Below are 17,425 nucleotides of genomic sequence, written 5' to 3' on the forward strand. Positions count from 1 at the left end.
GGTGGAGAACAACTGTGCTTGATGTTATTGCTATTGGAGAATTGCTAGTGGATTTTACCCCGGCTGGACATACAGCTGAACATCATCAATTGTTTGAGTGCAATCCTGGAGGGGCACCTGCTAATGTAGTGACTGCATTGTCTCGTCTAGGAGCGAGTACGGCATTAATCAGTAAGGTAGGAGGTGATCCATTTGGTTCGTTACTACATCAACGATTGTTAAATGCTGGAGTGGATGTATCTGAAGTGTCTTTTACAGACGAAGCGAGTACAACCTTGGCTTTTGTTCATTTAGATGATCAAGGCGATCGATCGTTTAGTTTTTTTCGCAAGCCAGGGGCTGACACTTTTCTGAAATCAGAAGACATTTCACTCGAGCGGATTCAACATTGTAAAGTGCTGCATTTTGGTTCGGTATCGTTGAGTCATGAACCTGCACGTAGTGCGACTCAGACTGCGGTGATGCAAGCCAAAGAAGCAGGAGTACTTCTTTCTTTTGATCCGAATCTGCGTATGTCTTTATGGGAAAGTGAAGAAGAAGCTAAGCAACAGATATGGTGGGGAATGAATCATGCCAGTGTTTTGAAAATATCGGAAGAAGAGCTTTGTTTTATTTGCAACACCACTGATATTGAAAAAGGTTCGTTAGAGTTACAACGTCAATTCAATATTCCCTTGATCGTAGTAACTTTAGCTGAAAAAGGTTGTTATTACCGTTTATCTCATCTAGAGGGATATGTAAAGGGTTTCCAAGTTGACCCTATTGATACTACAGGCGCTGGTGATGCTTTTCTAGGTTGCTTGTTATATCACATTCTGAAGAGTGATAGTGCTTTGGAACATGTAACAACGCCACAAATGATAAGTATGCTTACTTTTGCGAACGCTGGAGGAGCATTAGTGACTACACGAAAAGGGGCTCTTGAAGCGATGCCAACAATAGATGAGATTGAGCAATTTATGAAGTTAAATCAACAGCATACTACAGATGTATTCAGACCCGGTTTTCATTTTGCACCTGCCGCTAACTGGGCGAATGATCCGAATGGATTAGTGTATTACGAAGGCATGTATCACCTTTTTTATCAATATCATCCGTACAGTACGAAATGGGGACCGATGCACTGGGGGCATGCTGTCAGTGAAGATCTTATTCAGTGGCAACATATGCCGGTTGCTTTATTTCCGGATGAACATGGAGCGATTTTTTCGGGTTGCTGTGTTGTAGATTGGCAAAATAGTAGCGGATTATTTGAAGATACTCATGGATTAATCGCTATATTTACCCATGCAGATACCCATCCAGACACCGATCAACCCCGTCAACGTCAGAGTCTAGCTTATAGTAGCGATCAAGGGCATACCTGGCACAAATACGCTGGGAATCCTGTGATTACGGAAAAAGACTTGATCGATTTCAGAGATCCTAAAGTGTTCTGGCATTCGCAAAGTGCTCACTGGATTATGGTGATTGTTGCAGGCGATCATGCACGATTCTATACATCCAAAAACTTATTGGAATGGTCGTTAACCAGCACATTTGGCGAAGGTCAAGGCTCACATGATGGGGTATGGGAATGTCCTGATCTATTTGAATTACCTATAGATGATACAGGGTATTCCAAATGGGTGCTGATAATAAGTATAGGAGATCATCCTGAATACCCTGAAGGATCTCGAACACAATATTTTGTTGGAGATTTTGACGGTCATACCTTCAGCAATGATAACCCTAAAGATCATGTCATGTGGTTGGATTATGGTAGAGATAATTATGCAGGCGTGACTTGGTCAGATATACCTGAACAAGATGGACGCCGGGTGATTATCGGCTGGATGAGTAATTGGAAATATGCTAACGACACCCCTACTGATTTGTGGCGTGGCGCTATGACGCTACCACGTGTCTTATCTCTAACTTCTAACAACGGACATACAATACTCAAGCAAATGCCTGTACAAGAATTACAACAGTTACGTGAAGAATCTCGACATTGGGAAAATATTTTGATTACACCTGCAACTCCTTTTGTAGAGCATAGCCGTAATGATCTCATCGAAATAGAAGTAGAGCTAGATGTCCGCTCGCAAGATGAAGTTCATATCCGTCTTCAATCTTCGCAACAAAGTGAAGTGATTATCGGTTACGATCCTGTGCAACAGTGGTTATTTATCGATCGTTCTTGTTCAGGAATAACGGATTTTCATCCTTCATTTGCTGTCAAACACGGTGCTCCTCTAGCGATAAAAGAAGGGCGATTACATCTGCATATTTGGGTAGATCGCAATTCGATAGAAGTGTATGCCAATCAGGGTATTGTCGCTATCACCGATCAGATTTTCCCTGATCCACTTGAATCTATCGAGATCAGTACAAAATCAGGTCAAACGACGCTAACTTCTCTTCAATTGCATACCCTGAAATCGGTGACAATGCAAGATGCTATTGCATGGGGGGCAGATGCATGAGTCACCTGGCAGAAGATCGTGGATTGATAATGTATTGGGACTTTGATGAAGGTAAAGGATCAAGCACGGTAGAGAATATCTCTCAAGTCCAAGATTCGATCCATTATGTTTTTCATTCATCAGAGTTGCATCAGCACGATCCACAGTGGAGAAAAGGCGTTGTCGGAAGTGGGCTGTGCTTCGATGGATATTCAACGTATATTGCTCATTCATTGGATAAGACAGGTATAGAGCGTGAAGCTGTCTCTTTCTCTGCACTTACGATAGGAGTCTGGATAGCACCACGTTCTTATGATTGGGGCAATGAAGGCAAGCTAACAGCTATTGTGAATCGTCATGATATGGAGCAAAAACAAGGCTATTTACTAGGAATGTCACGACATGGATCATGGTCTTTTCAAGTAGGGCTGGCTACCGGGCAATGGAAAGAAGTATGGGCACCTGCTGGATATGAACTTCCCAAAAATACATGGTCTTGTATCCATGCTGTATTTGACAGTGATCGTGGAGAACTTAAATTGTATTTGAATGGTAGCGAAATAGCTTGTACTGATGTACCTGTGGGCGCTCGACTTGTTCAAGCTGACGATACCGATCTGCTTATTGGTAGAAACAATCATAGCAGTGTACTGGCTGATGTATTCCATCTTCAAATGTTCAGTGGCATCCTCGATGAACTCAAAATATACAATCAAGCACTGAATACAGAGCAGATTGCTTCTGCGTATCAACATGTTTTAGACAGTACGTCTGAAGGTACACATCCACAGCTAGAATATGACGAGATCAAGCTAGATCGAACACCATTATTACAAGATCGGCATCGACCACAGTATCATGCGAGTCCGCCTGCTCATTGGATGAATGAACCCCATGCACCGATTTATTTTGACGGGCAATATCATTTATTTTATCAACACAACCCTTTGGGCCCGTTCTTTTATCATATTCATTGGGGGCACTGGGTGAGTAAAGATCTTGTACACTGGCGTGATCTCCCGGTAGCGCTAGCTCCTGAACATGATGACCTTTCACCTGATGGAATTTGGTCTGGAAGCGCTACTTATGATGCCAACGGGCTACCTGTTTTGTTCTTTACAGCAGCCAATGATAATCTTTCTCCCAATCAAAGTGTAGCCCTTGCACAAAGCACTTATTTGCAAGATCACAATCCAGATCTTGTGCAATGGACTAAATATCCAGATTCTCTGATGGTGCAACCCCATGGAATAGGTGCGTTTGGAGATTTTAGAGACCCTTTTGTATGGAAAGAAGGTGATCGCTGGTTAGCTTTAGTAGGATCAGGTATTGAAGATGTAGGCGGAGTAGCACTTGCCTTCTCTTCAGAAGATATGCTGAATTGGACGTACAAAGGTATCTTTTATCAAGCGGATCTACAGAAATATCCTTATCTTGGGCCGATTTGGGAGTTGCCTGTCTTTCTTCCATTAGGAATCGATCAGCAGGGTCAGCATAAGCATATTTTGTTAGTTAGCCCTGTAGGAGAGGGCGCAGATGTTGAAGTGTTCTATTGGATCGGGCAATGGGATGAACAACAAATGTCATTTATACCGGATCAAGAAGAACCTCAATTAATTGATGTAGGAGATTTTCATTTTACAGGCCCGAGCGGAATGATAGATCCCAAAACCAATCGAAAAATTATTTTCACTATTGCACAGGGTGATCGTACTTCGGAACTTGAATATCAGGCAGGTTGGGCTCACAATGCTGGGTTACCGCTAAGCATCTATTTGAGGGAAGATGGACGATTAGGCATAGAACCTATTCAAGAGCTTCAATCCCTGCGTGGGAAGAAGCATGTATCGTTTCAAGAAAAGTCGTTACAAGAAGCTAATGACCTTCTGAAGCATGTTCGAGGTGACCGACTAGAGATTCAGGTCGAACTGCAATCCAGTACAGCTCAAAACATAGGGATTAAAGTTCGGTGTACACCGGATCGAGCAGAAGAAACATTGCTATATTACGATAGAAAGGATGCTCAATTGTTGGTTGATCGTACCAAATCAACACTGAATCCTCAAGAGGTCTCTACAGGCATTCAAGGGGGTACGTTAGACATTCATGATGATCCGTTGAAGCTTCATATCTATCTGGATGGTTCTATGATCGAAGTCTATGCAAATGGATTGAAAAGCTTAACGACTCGAGTCTATCCTAGTCGAGCAGATGCTTTGGAAATGGAACTTTGGAGTGATGGAGAGTTAGAAGTGATCTCGATGGAAGTATGGGATATGCAATCGATTTGGTAGAAGCGCTTTATACGATGAAGGAGGCTATTTAATGAACAATATCAAGAGTAGACAATCTTGGATTTCCAAATTGATTATTCCGATTATGATTCTTCAATGTATCGCTCCTGAAATATCAGCGGCAGCAGCACCTGAATCTACGATAAGCGATATTTCGATTTCACAGAAAGACATCCAATCATCGGTGACAGATGCAGTTTATCAAAATCCTACATTATCAGCTACACAAGCAGTCTATGGGATTACCAATCCAGGTTTTGAGACAGGAGATCTTACGGGCTGGACGGTGGTTGAAGGTAATGCATTCGGCCCGAACAGTGTATCCAATGAAACGACATGGTGGGCTGAAAAAATTCCATACAATCAAGAAGGCTCTTATCATCTAAACGGTTGGAAATATGATGAATCGGCTACAGGTACACTTCGTTCGAGTACGTTCAAGCTTGGTGGGACAGGTTGGATTACGTTTAGATTGGGCGGAGGTAAGCATAATAATGAAGCCTATGTGAACATTATTGATGCAGATACAGGAAATTCTGTAGCCAAATACGGAAATTCTGCTTTTAATGAATCTGGATTCCCCAATCCCAATCAAGGATTAAGACTTGCAAATATGGAAAAGTATAAAGCAGATTTGTCTAAGTATGTAGGTAAAAAACTGTATATTGAGATTGTGGATCATGCAACCTCCGATTGGGGACTGATCTTCGCAGATGATTTCCAAACATTGTATAAAACGGCTCCTCAAGAAGGCATATTAGCAGAAAATAGGGTTCCAGTGGCTACTATTCCCGGTGAAATAAAAAATCCTAGCTTTGAGACAGGGAATATTGAAGGTTGGACAGTAGAAGGGACTCCTTTTCAAGTAACTGATGAATCTAAAGCGGGCAAAGAAGGACAGTATTATGCCAAGTCTTCTCTGGAAGGAATCGGTTCATTAACTTCCAGTACTTTCAAACTTCAAGGAACAGGCATGATAAACTTTACTATTTTGGATATCGTTCATCCAGAGGATGCTTATGTTGCCCTATATGATGCACAGACAGACGTGCTACTGAAAAAGACAGAGACTGTCAGTGCCAATCAGAAGATCTCATGGCAACTCCAGAAATATTACAATAAGCAACTGTATCTGAAGATTATCGATTCATCTGATCAAGCTAGTATTGCTGTTGATGCTTTTCGAGCTAACAATGTAGGTACTATTTTTGATATGAATTTTGACGAAGGTACAGGAAAGAAAGCATTAGAAAAAGTCACCAATATCGAACACGATGTGAATTATGTATTTAACAACGCTAGATATATGGATTCCAAAGATCCTAGATGGACTTCACGTGGAGTGAAAGGTGGAGCCTTACTATTTGATGGCTATTCGAATGATATTCAGATTCAAGCCAAAGATACTGTTACTGTCAATGATGCATTAACAATCGAAGCTTGGGTAGCTCCACGTAGCTATGAATGGGGAGATGGCAATAAGCTATCTACGATTATCAATCAGTCTAACCCGGATAAAGCAGAAGGTTTTGCACTTGGAATGTATCGACATGGCACATGGTCGATGCAGTTAGGAATCGGGGGTCAGTGGGTTCAAGTATGGGTTAAAGATCACCCGCTTGAGAAATACAAATGGAATTATGTCACTGCCACTTTTGACAAAACAGAAGGTATTATCAAGTTATACTTGAACGGTAAGCAAGTAGCCTCTCAGGCAACACCTGCGAACGTTCCGATTACTCCTTCTTCAGCAGATTTAGTGATCGGAAAAAATAACAATCCAGTCGAGCTAGCAGGTTTATTTTCATTTAATATGTTTAGCGGATTGATTGATGAATTAAAGCTATACAACAAAGCACTAACTTCTCAAGAGATTTTAGCTGAATATGAGAGTGTGAAAACTCTGCATGGTGGCAACATTCCAACTATTCCAAATGGTGATATTGATGAAGATCCTGCTATTTTTGATGGGGATCAACATCGTCCACAATATCATGCAATGCCTCCACAAAATTGGATGAATGAAGCGCATGCACCGATTTATTTTAACGGAAAATATCATTTGTTTTATCAACATAATCCGCAAGGACCTTTCTGGCATCAGATTCATTGGGGTCATTGGGTGAGTGATGATATGGTACATTGGGAAAATGTACGACCTGCACTTGCTCCAGAAGCAGGTAGTCTGGATCCTGATGGTGCATGGTCAGGCAGTGCAGCCTATGATCGCGAAGGTAATCCTGTGTTATTTTATACAGCTGGAAATGATGCATTATCTCCTAATCAACGTACAGCTCTAGCCAAACCTGCGAATTTGGCTGATCCTAATTTGGAGAAATGGGTGAAACATCCTACACCGGTGACTGAACAGAACGGTAAAGGAATTCCGAATGAATTCCGCGATCCTTTTGTATGGTATGACAAAGAAACTGACAAGTGGTATCAGTTAGTCACGTCTGGTATCAAAGATTTTAGCAGTGGTACAGCTCTGGTATATGTATCGGATGATATGTATAACTGGGAGTACAAAGGTCCACTATATGAAAGTGATCGAACTCGCTATCCTGAACTCGGTACAGTATGGGAATTGCCTGTATTGTTACCATTAGGTAAAAATAGTGCAGGCAAAGAAAAACATATTTTTATTATCAATCCGCATGAAAAACCAGAGCATGTTGCTCCAGCTAACGATGTGCAAAGAGATGTTGAAGTCTTTTACTGGATAGGCACATGGGATCGAGAACATTTCAAATTTATTCCGGATCAAGAAGCGCCTTCTAAGTTAGATGTAGGCGACGGCTATTTAACCGCTGAAAGTGGAATGGTCACACCTGACGGTAGAACAGTCATTTATTCGATGGTGCAAAATGTAAGAACACCGCAAGCTGAATATCAGGCAGGCTGGGCTCATAATTTGGCATTGCCGATTTCGCTGAGTCTGGATAGTAAGGATCAATTACAGATTAAACCGATAGAAGAATTACAGAGTCTACGGGGTGCGAAAGTAGTCAATTTCAAAGAAAAAAATCTACAAGCTGCTAATCAAGCTATTCAATCGGTCAAAGGCGATACGTTAGAAATTGTAATGGAAATCGATCCTAAACAATCTCAGAAGTTTGGACTGAAAGTCAGACGCTCTGACAAAGGTGAAGAGGAAACATTAATCTATTATGATAAAACTAATAAAACCTTTAACGTCGATCGCAATAAAAGCAGTGTAGATCCTGATGTACGTGTCGATGGCATCCAAGGCGGATATGTAGACCTTGATGGAGAAAATCTGAAATTGCATATTTTCTTGGATCGTTCGGTTGTTGAAGCTTTTGCCAACGATAAGAAAAAATTGACCACTCGCGTCTATGTGGGTAGATACGATTCGCTTGGTTTACAAGTCTGGGCAGATCAGGATATCCAAGTGAAGTCGATGGAAGTATGGAATATGAATGCTTTGACAGGTGAACCTGCTCCACCTGTAGATGTACCAGAGGATTGGGATAATACCAAATACACCAATATTAAAGACTTGCCTAATCATGATTTTGCTACAGGTGATCTTACAGGATGGATTAGCGAAGGGAATGCTTTCCAAAATGTACATGTCACCAATCAAAAGTTTTTCTGGGACACGATTTATTTCAATCCTTCCCAAAAAATCCCGGGTGGATACCATTTATGGGGATTCAATGAACAAGCTGGAGGAGATAGCTTAACCGGTACACTACAATCACAACGTTTTATTCTGGGAGGAAATGGACGTATCAATTTCTTACTCAGTGGAGGTCGTGATATCGATAAATTATATGTAGCACTGGTTCGAGCATCAGACGGCAAAGAGTTATTTAAAGAAACAGCGACTAACTATGAAGAGTATCAAAGAAAAATTTGGGATGCATCCGCATATTTAGGCGAAGAACTCTACATTAAAGTAGTGGATCAATCAACTGGAGGATTCGGACATATTAATGTCGATGACTTTAATGTACCTGCTCATAAATAGAAAAAATATAAAGAATAGCATCCATTCGTTCACGATAATAGATCCTCTAGATTCTTGCCTTTAGAACCTAGAATACGCTATAATACAGACGCATAGCATAGTTTACTTTCTATTATAAATGTTGCTCATAGGTGAACGGTGAGATCCTTAGCATTCAAGTAGGTATACGTGGTTATCATAAGTACACCTATTGTACAAAGGACTGACTCATGAATAATGGGTCGGTCCTTTTTTTGTCAGATCACAGATCAATAATGAAGAAAGGGTGTTGGATATGTTCGGTAATGATTGGGATGAAGTATTAAAAGAAGAAATCGAAAAGCCTTACTTTCAACAGTTGATGACATGGCTAGATCAAGAGTATGCAGAAGAGGTCGTCTATCCTCCACGTGACCTGCTTTTTCAAGCTTTTCGTCTGACTCCCTATGCAGAAGTCAAAGCTGTAATTTTGGGACAAGATCCTTATCATGGCGCAGGACAAGCAGAAGGATTAAGCTTTTCAGTGATGCCAGGGGTAAGAGTACCACCTTCTTTACGTAATATCTACATAGAGCTAAAAGAAGATATCGATGTACCGACACCCAATCACGGTTCCCTTGTACAATGGGGCAAAGAAGGTGTTCTTTTGCTCAACACTGCATTAACAGTCAGAGAATCCAAGCCTGCTTCTCATCGAGGCAAAGGATGGGAACAATTCACAGATGCTGTTATTCATGCGCTTAATAATAGAAAAGAGCCAATGGTATTTTTACTGTGGGGCAATCATGCTGGTGAAAAAGAAGCTTTTATCGATCAAGAGCGTCATCTAGTGATTCGTTCAGCACATCCAAGTCCTTTTGCTGCTCGCAAAGGATTTTTTGGAAGCAAACCTTTTTCACGTACCAATCAATTTCTTGAGGAGCACGGTGAACGTCCAATCGACTGGCGTATTCCTAATATCACATAAAGATTAATCATTCAGGGAGGTGAAAAGATGAAGCATTGGGAAGGTAAAAAAGTAGTAGTCACCCGAGATGATGAATATTCTTCTCGCTTGTACGGTACGATCCAGTACTGGGATGAAAGTAAAAATAGATTGATTCTGCAACCGGGTGCGATCAATGTTCTGCTCAATGATATTTTGTATATTAAAGAACTAGAACAGTTACCACAAGAGCTAGAGTCTTCCGCAGCAGAACTTAATCATATCGGGTATATTATGAAATTACCTGTGCAATTCGATAATGCTATTCTTTTCGGCTCCCAAGTTATGATCTGGCAAGGTGATCGACTGGTTGAACTTCAAGCGCAGATCGTCAGACACGATCATCAACAAGTTGTTTTGGGAAATGGACGTATTTTGCGTAAATCCGATTATCGATTTATTGTACGTTCTCTACGTGGATGCTGAACTACATAGTGATGAAAATACCCCTTGATTTTCCAGAAAAAGAAGAGAATTTACAGGACTATAGCCTTATTTTGGATCATTTATCTTCAAAAATATAGTATTCCAACCGATATTAATACAGGAATGGACAGAGCTGAACACAAATATTGTATACAAGGGGAGAAATTAATGACACATACTGCAAAAATGGCAAAATGGATGCTTGCAATTGTAATCGTGGCAAGCACACTATTTCCAGCCGGAGTTTTCGCAGCAAATACGACTGCCGTATCACTCAAATTCGCCGACGATAATGCGTTAACTTTATCTTTAGATGATGATGCTACTGACTTGACAGTATCCACAGTAGACGGAGCAGGCAATACGGAAGATGTATCTGACGAAGCGAAATGGACTTCTTCAGCATCTACAGTAGCAACAGTTAAAGCAGGAAGTATTACGCCGGTTGGCACAGGAACAACGACAATCACTGCTAAGTATGGCGATCTATCTGCTACTAAAAAAGTAACAGTGAACTCACCCTATACAGCATTAAAAATTTCACCAGATGCAGCAGCAAATGTAACGATCGGACAGCCTTATACATTTACAGCAACAGCTACCAAAACAGACGGTAGTTCAGAAGATGTCACTTCTTCAGTAACATGGTCTACATACAGTGCAGCAGTAGCCACTGTATCTCTGGGTACGGTAAAAGGAATCAAACAAGGAACAACAACAGTAACTGCTAGATATGCAGGATTAGCAGATACACAAACGATCTATGTACGTTCTTCTTTCCAAGGATTGTTACTAACACCTGAAGAAGATCAAGTGATGTTTATCGGTGATACTCCTAAACAAATCAAAGCAGAAGTAGCTGACGCCACTCGCGTAAATACAGATGTAACGAGTGATGTGAAATGGACTTCATCTAATGCAATCAACGTAACAGCAGATAAAGGTTTGCTTACTCCGTGGGTAGAAGGTACTTCTACGATCAAAGCAGAGTATGAAGATTATACAAAGAGCTTCAAAGTTACAGTCTACAAAACTATGAAAAAAGTAGAATCTAGTGTAGATTCAATCGACTTGGTTACAGGAGATAGTGCTACACTTCCTAAAGTAACAGGTACAGCAGTAGATGGAACAACAGTAGACTTATCTAAGCTTGTAGAATGGAGTGCAGGTGACGGAAGTATTGCTTCAGTTACAAGTACTAAAGTAGAAGCTGAAAGCGAAGGTAAGGTCAATCTAGTGGGTACGATTGGTGACCTTAAAGTAACTGTACCGGTATCCGTTCAGACGAAATTGCTTGTATTAACACCAGATGTAACGACTTTAAGTATTGTTGTTGGTGAATCTTCAAGCTTGCCTAAAGTAGAAGCAATGACAGTAGAAGGTTCTACGATTGATGTAAGTAAAGATATCGACTGGACTTCTTCTTCTGAAAGCTTATTGTTAACAGGTTCTACAGCAAAAGCATTGCTAAATGGTAAAGCTACGCTTAAAGGAACTTACCTTAACAAAATCGTTAAAGTTTCAGTAACGATGGAACCAAAAATTAAATCAATCACAGTTACGCCAGAAGTGGTTGAATTGAATATCAAAAAGAGCAAATCTATTAAAGCGGTAGGAACATATGCGGCAACAGGTAAATCTGTAAACCTATCTACCAAAATGAACTGGGTGTCTTCTAATCCTTCTGTAGCTACAGTTAAAGGATCAAGCATCAAAGCCGTGAATCTAGGAACAGCAACGTTGACAGGATCATACCAGGGCTTAACATCGACAGTTAAAGTCAATGTAACAGCGAAGTTGAAAAAATTAACGTTCTCTGAGAAAGCTTTGAAATTGACTGTTGGCGATGCTAAATCGGTTCAGGTCGTAGCTGAATATGATACAGGTCTGAAAGTGGATGTAACGAAAGAAGCATCATGGACAAGTACCAAAGCCAATATCGCTACAGTTACTGAAGGTAAAATTACAGCACTTGCTAAAGGGACAACAACAATTAAAGTAGAATACGGCGATAAAAAATTGTCGACTACTGTGAACGTAAAAGAAGTTGTTCCTGCTAAACAATAATAATCAATGTATTCACTTGATGTGATCTAGCTAATAGGAAGACTCTACCTCATGAGGTAGAGTCTTTTTGTTAACTAAACTTGCCAAAAGGCAGTACTTCATTTAAAATAAGAACAAAAGTTCGTATATGATTACATGCCTATTGGATTTGTGATCAGAAGGAGAGATACATCATGTTAGAAGATAATGAACGTAAGTTGTTGCGTATTTTGTATAACTTTTTTTCGCTGTACCGTCGTATGCCAGAATGGAGAGAATTATCTTTCAAAACAGGCAAGACGACTCAAGAGTTGAGTCAGATTTTATTATCACTCGAACATAAACAATACATATACTGGGATAACAAACTTGAAGTAAATAGTGTTGTCATGATTCAGGGTTGGGAGCGCAAAGAAAAGACCGTACTTCCTCTTCCAGAATCGTATTGGACACAGTATTAGAAGATTACATATCGAGCGCATACACGAACCCAAGCAAGTGATTGACAACGTTATAAATTCTTGATATTATATGGAAGTTGTCATACTTATTTTGACCTGTTAGCTCAGCGGGAGAGCACTATCTTGACAGGGTAGGGGTCAGTGGTTCGATCCCACTACAGGTCATAACCGAAAGTCCTTGTCTATCAAGGGCTTTTTTATTTTTTTATGGTATGAATTGAACTATATATTTATTGAATAAAAGGAGCGACATCATATGATTCAGCGTTACCGTATCACAAGAGAAATGCAACAACCAGAAGGTGAAGTAGATCCAATTACTTTAGAAGAGTGCAAGGCTTACTTTGCACTTCAACCTGATTTCACATACACTCCAGTGTTTACTGTTAAAGGAGAAGCGACAATGTCGATAGACGGAGATTTCTTCTTATGGGATATTGGTACAGCTTCGATCCCTTTCCGTCATTATGAAGGCGATCTGTACGTCTCAGGTACCAATGAAGCAGTGATCCCGAAAATGATCGAAGTGGCTAGTGCATTACGAGCAGATATAGCAGAAGGTTAATGTATTCAACAGAAAGTCCCAATATTATTTTGGGACTTTTTTTGTTACCAAAATATTCGTTAAACAAGCGATTGGAACGAATTGATAACGATTACAATCAATTTATGTATCGAAAGAGTTGCTAAGTATTTCCAATAATTTAATCAAAATGTGTTTTAAACGTCTGTAATCGGGGTCATATTAAATAAGCGTATCATTCGAGAACGTATTAATTGATGTGGAGGAATAATGATGAACTTAGAATCTATGGCAACAACACCTTTAATGGAAACAAAAGATACCGAAAATAGTTTTGTCGATCAAGTACATGCTATTTTGAAAAACCGTCAGAATTCCGACTTAGCCGTTAGAGGTAAAATTAGTGAATTGGTAAGCAGATATACATCCACTACTAACTAAACTTCATACTATACGACTTAATTATAACTATAAAATCGTACCCTATATAAAGACAGGCTGAACTTCACTGTTCGCCTGTTTTTTCATGTGTATAGATATATTACACAATGACTCACCTGTGTATATTAATAAATTACATACCTTATTTCTTTACCTCATACTAGATTGATTTGATCATAAGCAGACAATAGATCAGTACACTCTTTTACATTAGGTGTTTACATGATAAGAATGATCTTTTCAAATACGACAATGTCTTATCTAGAAAAAGATGAAAAAAAACCTTGATATCTCTGGATACTCCAACAAAATAACAGATAATATCCACATAATCGAAGAAAAAAAGGTTTTAAATTTTGGCTTGTTGTAAATATATTTGTTAATAACTGTGCTTCATTTGATTTGAATTGTAATTTAAAGGTTAAATCTTTGTATAGATTACATTTATTTGGATACGATGGTAGCTTAGTACATTTATTTTAAAGGTATCCACCTTGTCGAATAAACGATTTACTAGCCCAATCAATTCAACAAGAAAAGGGGTAGAATCTTATGCGTCAACAGCACCGATATGTCAATATGGATGTGCAGTACAATGACCAGATTCTTGATGTTAGTATTGTTTTTTATATGTATGGTAAGTTATCCAAATCGTATATCCGTTTTCGTTACAAAAAAGTAGATATCTTTGAGTTATTTGATAGTAAAGAAGAAAATCACCAACAAGCGGTAAAAACAATCTGTGAATTGATTGATACCATCGGAGTCGAAAAATATAGAAAATTCGATCGTGTCATGGGCGAATTGAAACGTATCTATAGTAGACGTATTATTGTAGACAATAAAGTATATGCTAACTTTTATGAAAGCGAATTAAGTGTAGGTGAACGTTATATGTATAGTCGCGAAATTATGATGAATGATGGTAATCAATTAGAAGATCATTTGTTAATCGAAGATCGCGAAGATGTAGAATCCAAACAGCAAGTTCTGCGTAATTTGCGTCGCAAAGTTAAAAATTATTTTGAGGAAGTTGAAGTGTTGCCACATCCTCAATATTTAAATACAAAATATAGCTTGGTGTATCAAGATATTACAGACTGGATGGAACAAAATATTCCTACTTATTATATCCAGCGTTTTATGAACGCATTGGAAGCTGTATAATATTGATGTGATGAGCACCCTGAAATGGGTGCTTTTTATATGCCATTTTAATCTTTAGAACTCCTACTAGTGGTTGAATACATACTATAAATCGTGAAATCACCAAATATCTTTTTGTTCTCTACTCTAGCGCTCGACTTCAATTCCATGCTATGTTATTATAGTGGTTCTGATAACGTGGTAACGAACTAAAGCGTTCGGTAAATTGTAAGGGGAGCGATCATATGAAACAGAGAAAAATAGCAGGATTATTATTGATATTTAGTGTGGTTTTATTGGTATTAGCAGGATGTTCTAGTAGAGCTAACAAAGATGATAACAAGCTAGTCATCGGAATTGATGATAAATTTGCACCGATGGGATTCCGTGATGAACAAAATAATATTGTTGGATTTGATATTGATTATGCCAAAGCTGCCGCAGCTAAAATGGGTAAGCAAGTCGAATTTCAACCGATTGATTGGTCTGCCAAAGAATCTGAATTAAATAGTGGTCGAATTGATCTGATCTGGAACGGATATACAATCACAGATGAACGCAAGCAAAAAGTACTATTCACCAAACCTTATCTAGCGAATAGTCAAGTAGTTGCTGTGCTTGCTAACTCGCCAATCACTACATTCAATGATCTAGCTGGTAAAACGGTCGGACTACAGTCGCTATCTTCTGCTTCAGATGCTTTAGCAGCTAATCCGATCAAAGCACAGCTGAAAGAAGTAAGTGAGTTCCCGGATAACGTACTGGCGTTAAGTGATTTGAAAAATGGTCGCTTGGATGCTGTCGTTATTGATGAAGTGGTTGCTCGTTACTATATGTCCAAAGAACCGAATACGTTTAAATTATTGGATGAATCATTATCGCCTGAAGAATATGGTATTGGTGTGAAGCAAGGTAATGAAGAATTGCTTAATAGTCTGCAAAAAGCATTAGATGAATTAAATAGCGATGGTACAGCTAGCAAAATTTCAACTACATGGTTTGGTGAAGACAAAGTTCTTAAATAATCATTAAGATGATGTATACATGTTTTGCAAAGCGTACAAGAGTACACCCATATAAAAGTCATTAGAAAACCGGTTGAGTGATACAACCCGGTTTTCTTTTGTAAATAATCAGATGTAAATTAAAAATGTTGAGATGTAGGAGTCGAATACGATGAGTGTAGATTACTTATTACAAATTATAGGACCCATGCTAGAGGGAGCTAAAAATACAATTCTTCTGTTTTTGATTGCAATTGTGTTATCTATTCCTCTAGGATTTGGAATTACATTGTTAGCCAATAGCAGCATCAAATTGTTATCGTGGTTAGCGCATACGTTTATTTATATTACTCGTGGAACACCATTACTATTACAATTACTCTTTTTCTGCTTTGGATTACCGATGTTGCCGATTATAGGCGATTATCTGGTGTTTGATCGTTTTGTAGCGGCAGGGCTTGCATTTGTCCTGAATTATGCAGCTTATTTCGCAGAGATCTTCAGAGGTGGATTATTGTCGATTGATAAAGGGCAACATGAAGCGGCGCAAGTACTGGGACTCAGCAAATGGCAAACGATGACCAAAGTGATTGTTCCACAGATGATTCGGGTGGCGTTACCTTCACTTGCTAATGAGTCGATTACACTGGTCAAAGATACCGCCTTACTCTATGCTGTAGCGGTACCAGAACTGCTTCACTTTGCACAAACAGCAGTCAATCGTGATTTTACGATCACTCCATTTGTACTGGCAGGTATTATTTATCTATTAATGACTTTAGTATTGACGTTGCTATTCAAAGGATTAGAACGTCGATTTAAATTTGAATAAAAGGAATGTCTATCTATGACAATGATTGAAGTACAACAACTCAAAAAAAGTTTTGGCGATCTCGAAGTATTAAAAGGTGTAAATTTTACAGTTGAACCGGGTGAAGTGGTTGCGATTATCGGACCTTCTGGTTCAGGTAAAAGTACGATGTTACGGAGTCTAATCCATCTGGAAGAAGTGAACAGCGGTAGTATTTTATTTCAAGGTCAAGCATTAGTCGAGAACGGCAAATATACGAATGCAAACACGATCAAAAAAATAACATCACGTATGGGGATGGTATTCCAGCACTTTAATCTATTCCCTCATCTAACGGTACAACAGAACTTGGAATTAGCGCCCAAAGCGGTGAAAAAAGAAAGTGTCGCAGATATCCGTAAGCGCAGTGAAGTGATTCTGAATAAAGTAGGATTGTTGGATAAAGCGAATGTACTACCAGCTAATCTATCTGGCGGGCAAAAACAACGGGTAGCGATCGCAAGAGCATTGATGCTAAATCCAGATATTTTGCTTTTTGATGAACCGACTTCAGCACTTGATCCAGAATTGACAGGTGAAGTGTTACGAGTGATGCAGCAATTGGCGCAAGAAAAGATTACTATGGTTGTGGTCACACATGAGATGAATTTTGCTAGAGATGTAGCTGATCGAGTTATATTTATGGACAAAGGTGAAATTGCAGAATCAGGTACACCTGCTCAAATCTTTGGCAACCCACAGTTAGATCGTACCAAAGCTTTTTTAAGTCGAGTAGAAAAGTAAGTCTAATGAGCCAGTAATAGATAGCAGGCTAATTGAGGATTGCGGAACAGAGTAGGTTCATCTAAGATCATATCGTAATCAT

General features: G+C 39.3%; 13 protein-coding genes and 1 tRNA gene. All 14 read left to right on the forward strand.

Annotated elements, in window-relative coordinates; translation table 11 throughout:
* The first annotated feature begins 14 nt into the window (after positions 1 to 14).
* Complete coding sequence (locus tag RCP16_RS03845) at positions 15 to 2,468, forward strand: PfkB family carbohydrate kinase (protein ID WP_308641703.1); 2,454 nt, start codon at positions 15 to 17, stop codon at positions 2,466 to 2,468.
* Complete coding sequence (locus RCP16_RS03850; protein ID WP_308641704.1) at positions 2,465 to 4,741, forward strand: GH32 C-terminal domain-containing protein; 2,277 nt, start codon at positions 2,465 to 2,467, stop codon at positions 4,739 to 4,741. The genes RCP16_RS03845 and RCP16_RS03850 overlap by 4 nt, the downstream gene beginning before the upstream one ends.
* Before the next feature lie 31 nt (positions 4,742 to 4,772).
* Positions 4,773 to 8,738, forward strand: a complete 3,966-nt coding sequence (locus RCP16_RS03855; protein WP_308641705.1) for a GH32 C-terminal domain-containing protein — start codon at positions 4,773 to 4,775, stop codon at positions 8,736 to 8,738.
* Positions 8,739 to 9,012: 274 nt separating this feature from the next.
* Positions 9,013 to 9,684 carry a uracil-DNA glycosylase gene (locus RCP16_RS03860; protein WP_273594423.1) on the forward strand — a complete coding sequence of 224 codons (672 nt, stop codon included), beginning with the start codon at positions 9,013 to 9,015 and terminating at the stop codon, positions 9,682 to 9,684.
* A gap of 27 nt (positions 9,685 to 9,711) precedes the next feature.
* Entirely contained in the window at positions 9,712 to 10,128 is a 417-nt protein-coding gene (locus RCP16_RS03865) for a hypothetical protein (RefSeq protein WP_069328984.1), read from the forward strand.
* A 168-nt stretch (positions 10,129 to 10,296) separates the two neighbouring features.
* Entirely contained in the window at positions 10,297 to 12,195 is a 1,899-nt protein-coding gene (locus RCP16_RS03870; RefSeq protein WP_308641706.1) for an Ig-like domain-containing protein, read from the forward strand.
* A 173-nt stretch (positions 12,196 to 12,368) separates the two neighbouring features.
* Positions 12,369 to 12,635: a hypothetical protein gene (locus RCP16_RS03875; protein WP_069328986.1), complete on the forward strand. Its 267-nt coding sequence runs from the start codon at positions 12,369 to 12,371 to the stop codon at positions 12,633 to 12,635.
* A gap of 93 nt (positions 12,636 to 12,728) precedes the next feature.
* Positions 12,729 to 12,800 (forward strand) — tRNA-Val (locus tag RCP16_RS03880).
* 91 nt (positions 12,801 to 12,891) lie between these two features.
* Complete coding sequence (locus tag RCP16_RS03885; protein WP_308641707.1) at positions 12,892 to 13,200, forward strand: hypothetical protein; 309 nt, start codon at positions 12,892 to 12,894, stop codon at positions 13,198 to 13,200.
* A gap of 231 nt (positions 13,201 to 13,431) precedes the next feature.
* A complete protein-coding gene (locus tag RCP16_RS03890; RefSeq protein WP_161594182.1) occupies positions 13,432 to 13,599 on the forward strand; it encodes a hypothetical protein in 168 nt (55 codons plus the stop codon).
* Positions 13,600 to 14,151: 552 nt separating this feature from the next.
* Positions 14,152 to 14,766, forward strand: coding sequence for a hypothetical protein (locus RCP16_RS03895; protein WP_069328990.1), 615 nt, complete (start codon positions 14,152 to 14,154; stop codon positions 14,764 to 14,766).
* 224 nt (positions 14,767 to 14,990) lie between these two features.
* Positions 14,991 to 15,770 (forward strand): amino acid ABC transporter substrate-binding protein, encoded by a 780-nt coding sequence (locus RCP16_RS03900; RefSeq protein ID WP_308641708.1) that lies wholly within the window; start codon positions 14,991 to 14,993, stop codon positions 15,768 to 15,770.
* 151 nt (positions 15,771 to 15,921) lie between these two features.
* Positions 15,922 to 16,581 carry an amino acid ABC transporter permease gene (locus RCP16_RS03905; RefSeq protein WP_137220729.1) on the forward strand — a complete coding sequence of 220 codons (660 nt, stop codon included), beginning with the start codon at positions 15,922 to 15,924 and terminating at the stop codon, positions 16,579 to 16,581.
* 15 nt (positions 16,582 to 16,596) lie between these two features.
* On the forward strand, positions 16,597 to 17,343 hold the full coding sequence (locus tag RCP16_RS03910) for an amino acid ABC transporter ATP-binding protein (protein WP_308641709.1): 747 nt from the start codon (positions 16,597 to 16,599) through the stop codon (positions 17,341 to 17,343).
* Positions 17,344 to 17,425 lie beyond the last annotated feature (82 nt).

Origin of the sequence: Paenibacillus nuruki (assembly GCF_963311185.1) — a bacterium.
Classification (GTDB): Bacteria; Bacillota; Bacilli; order Paenibacillales; family Paenibacillaceae; genus Saccharibacillus; species Saccharibacillus nuruki.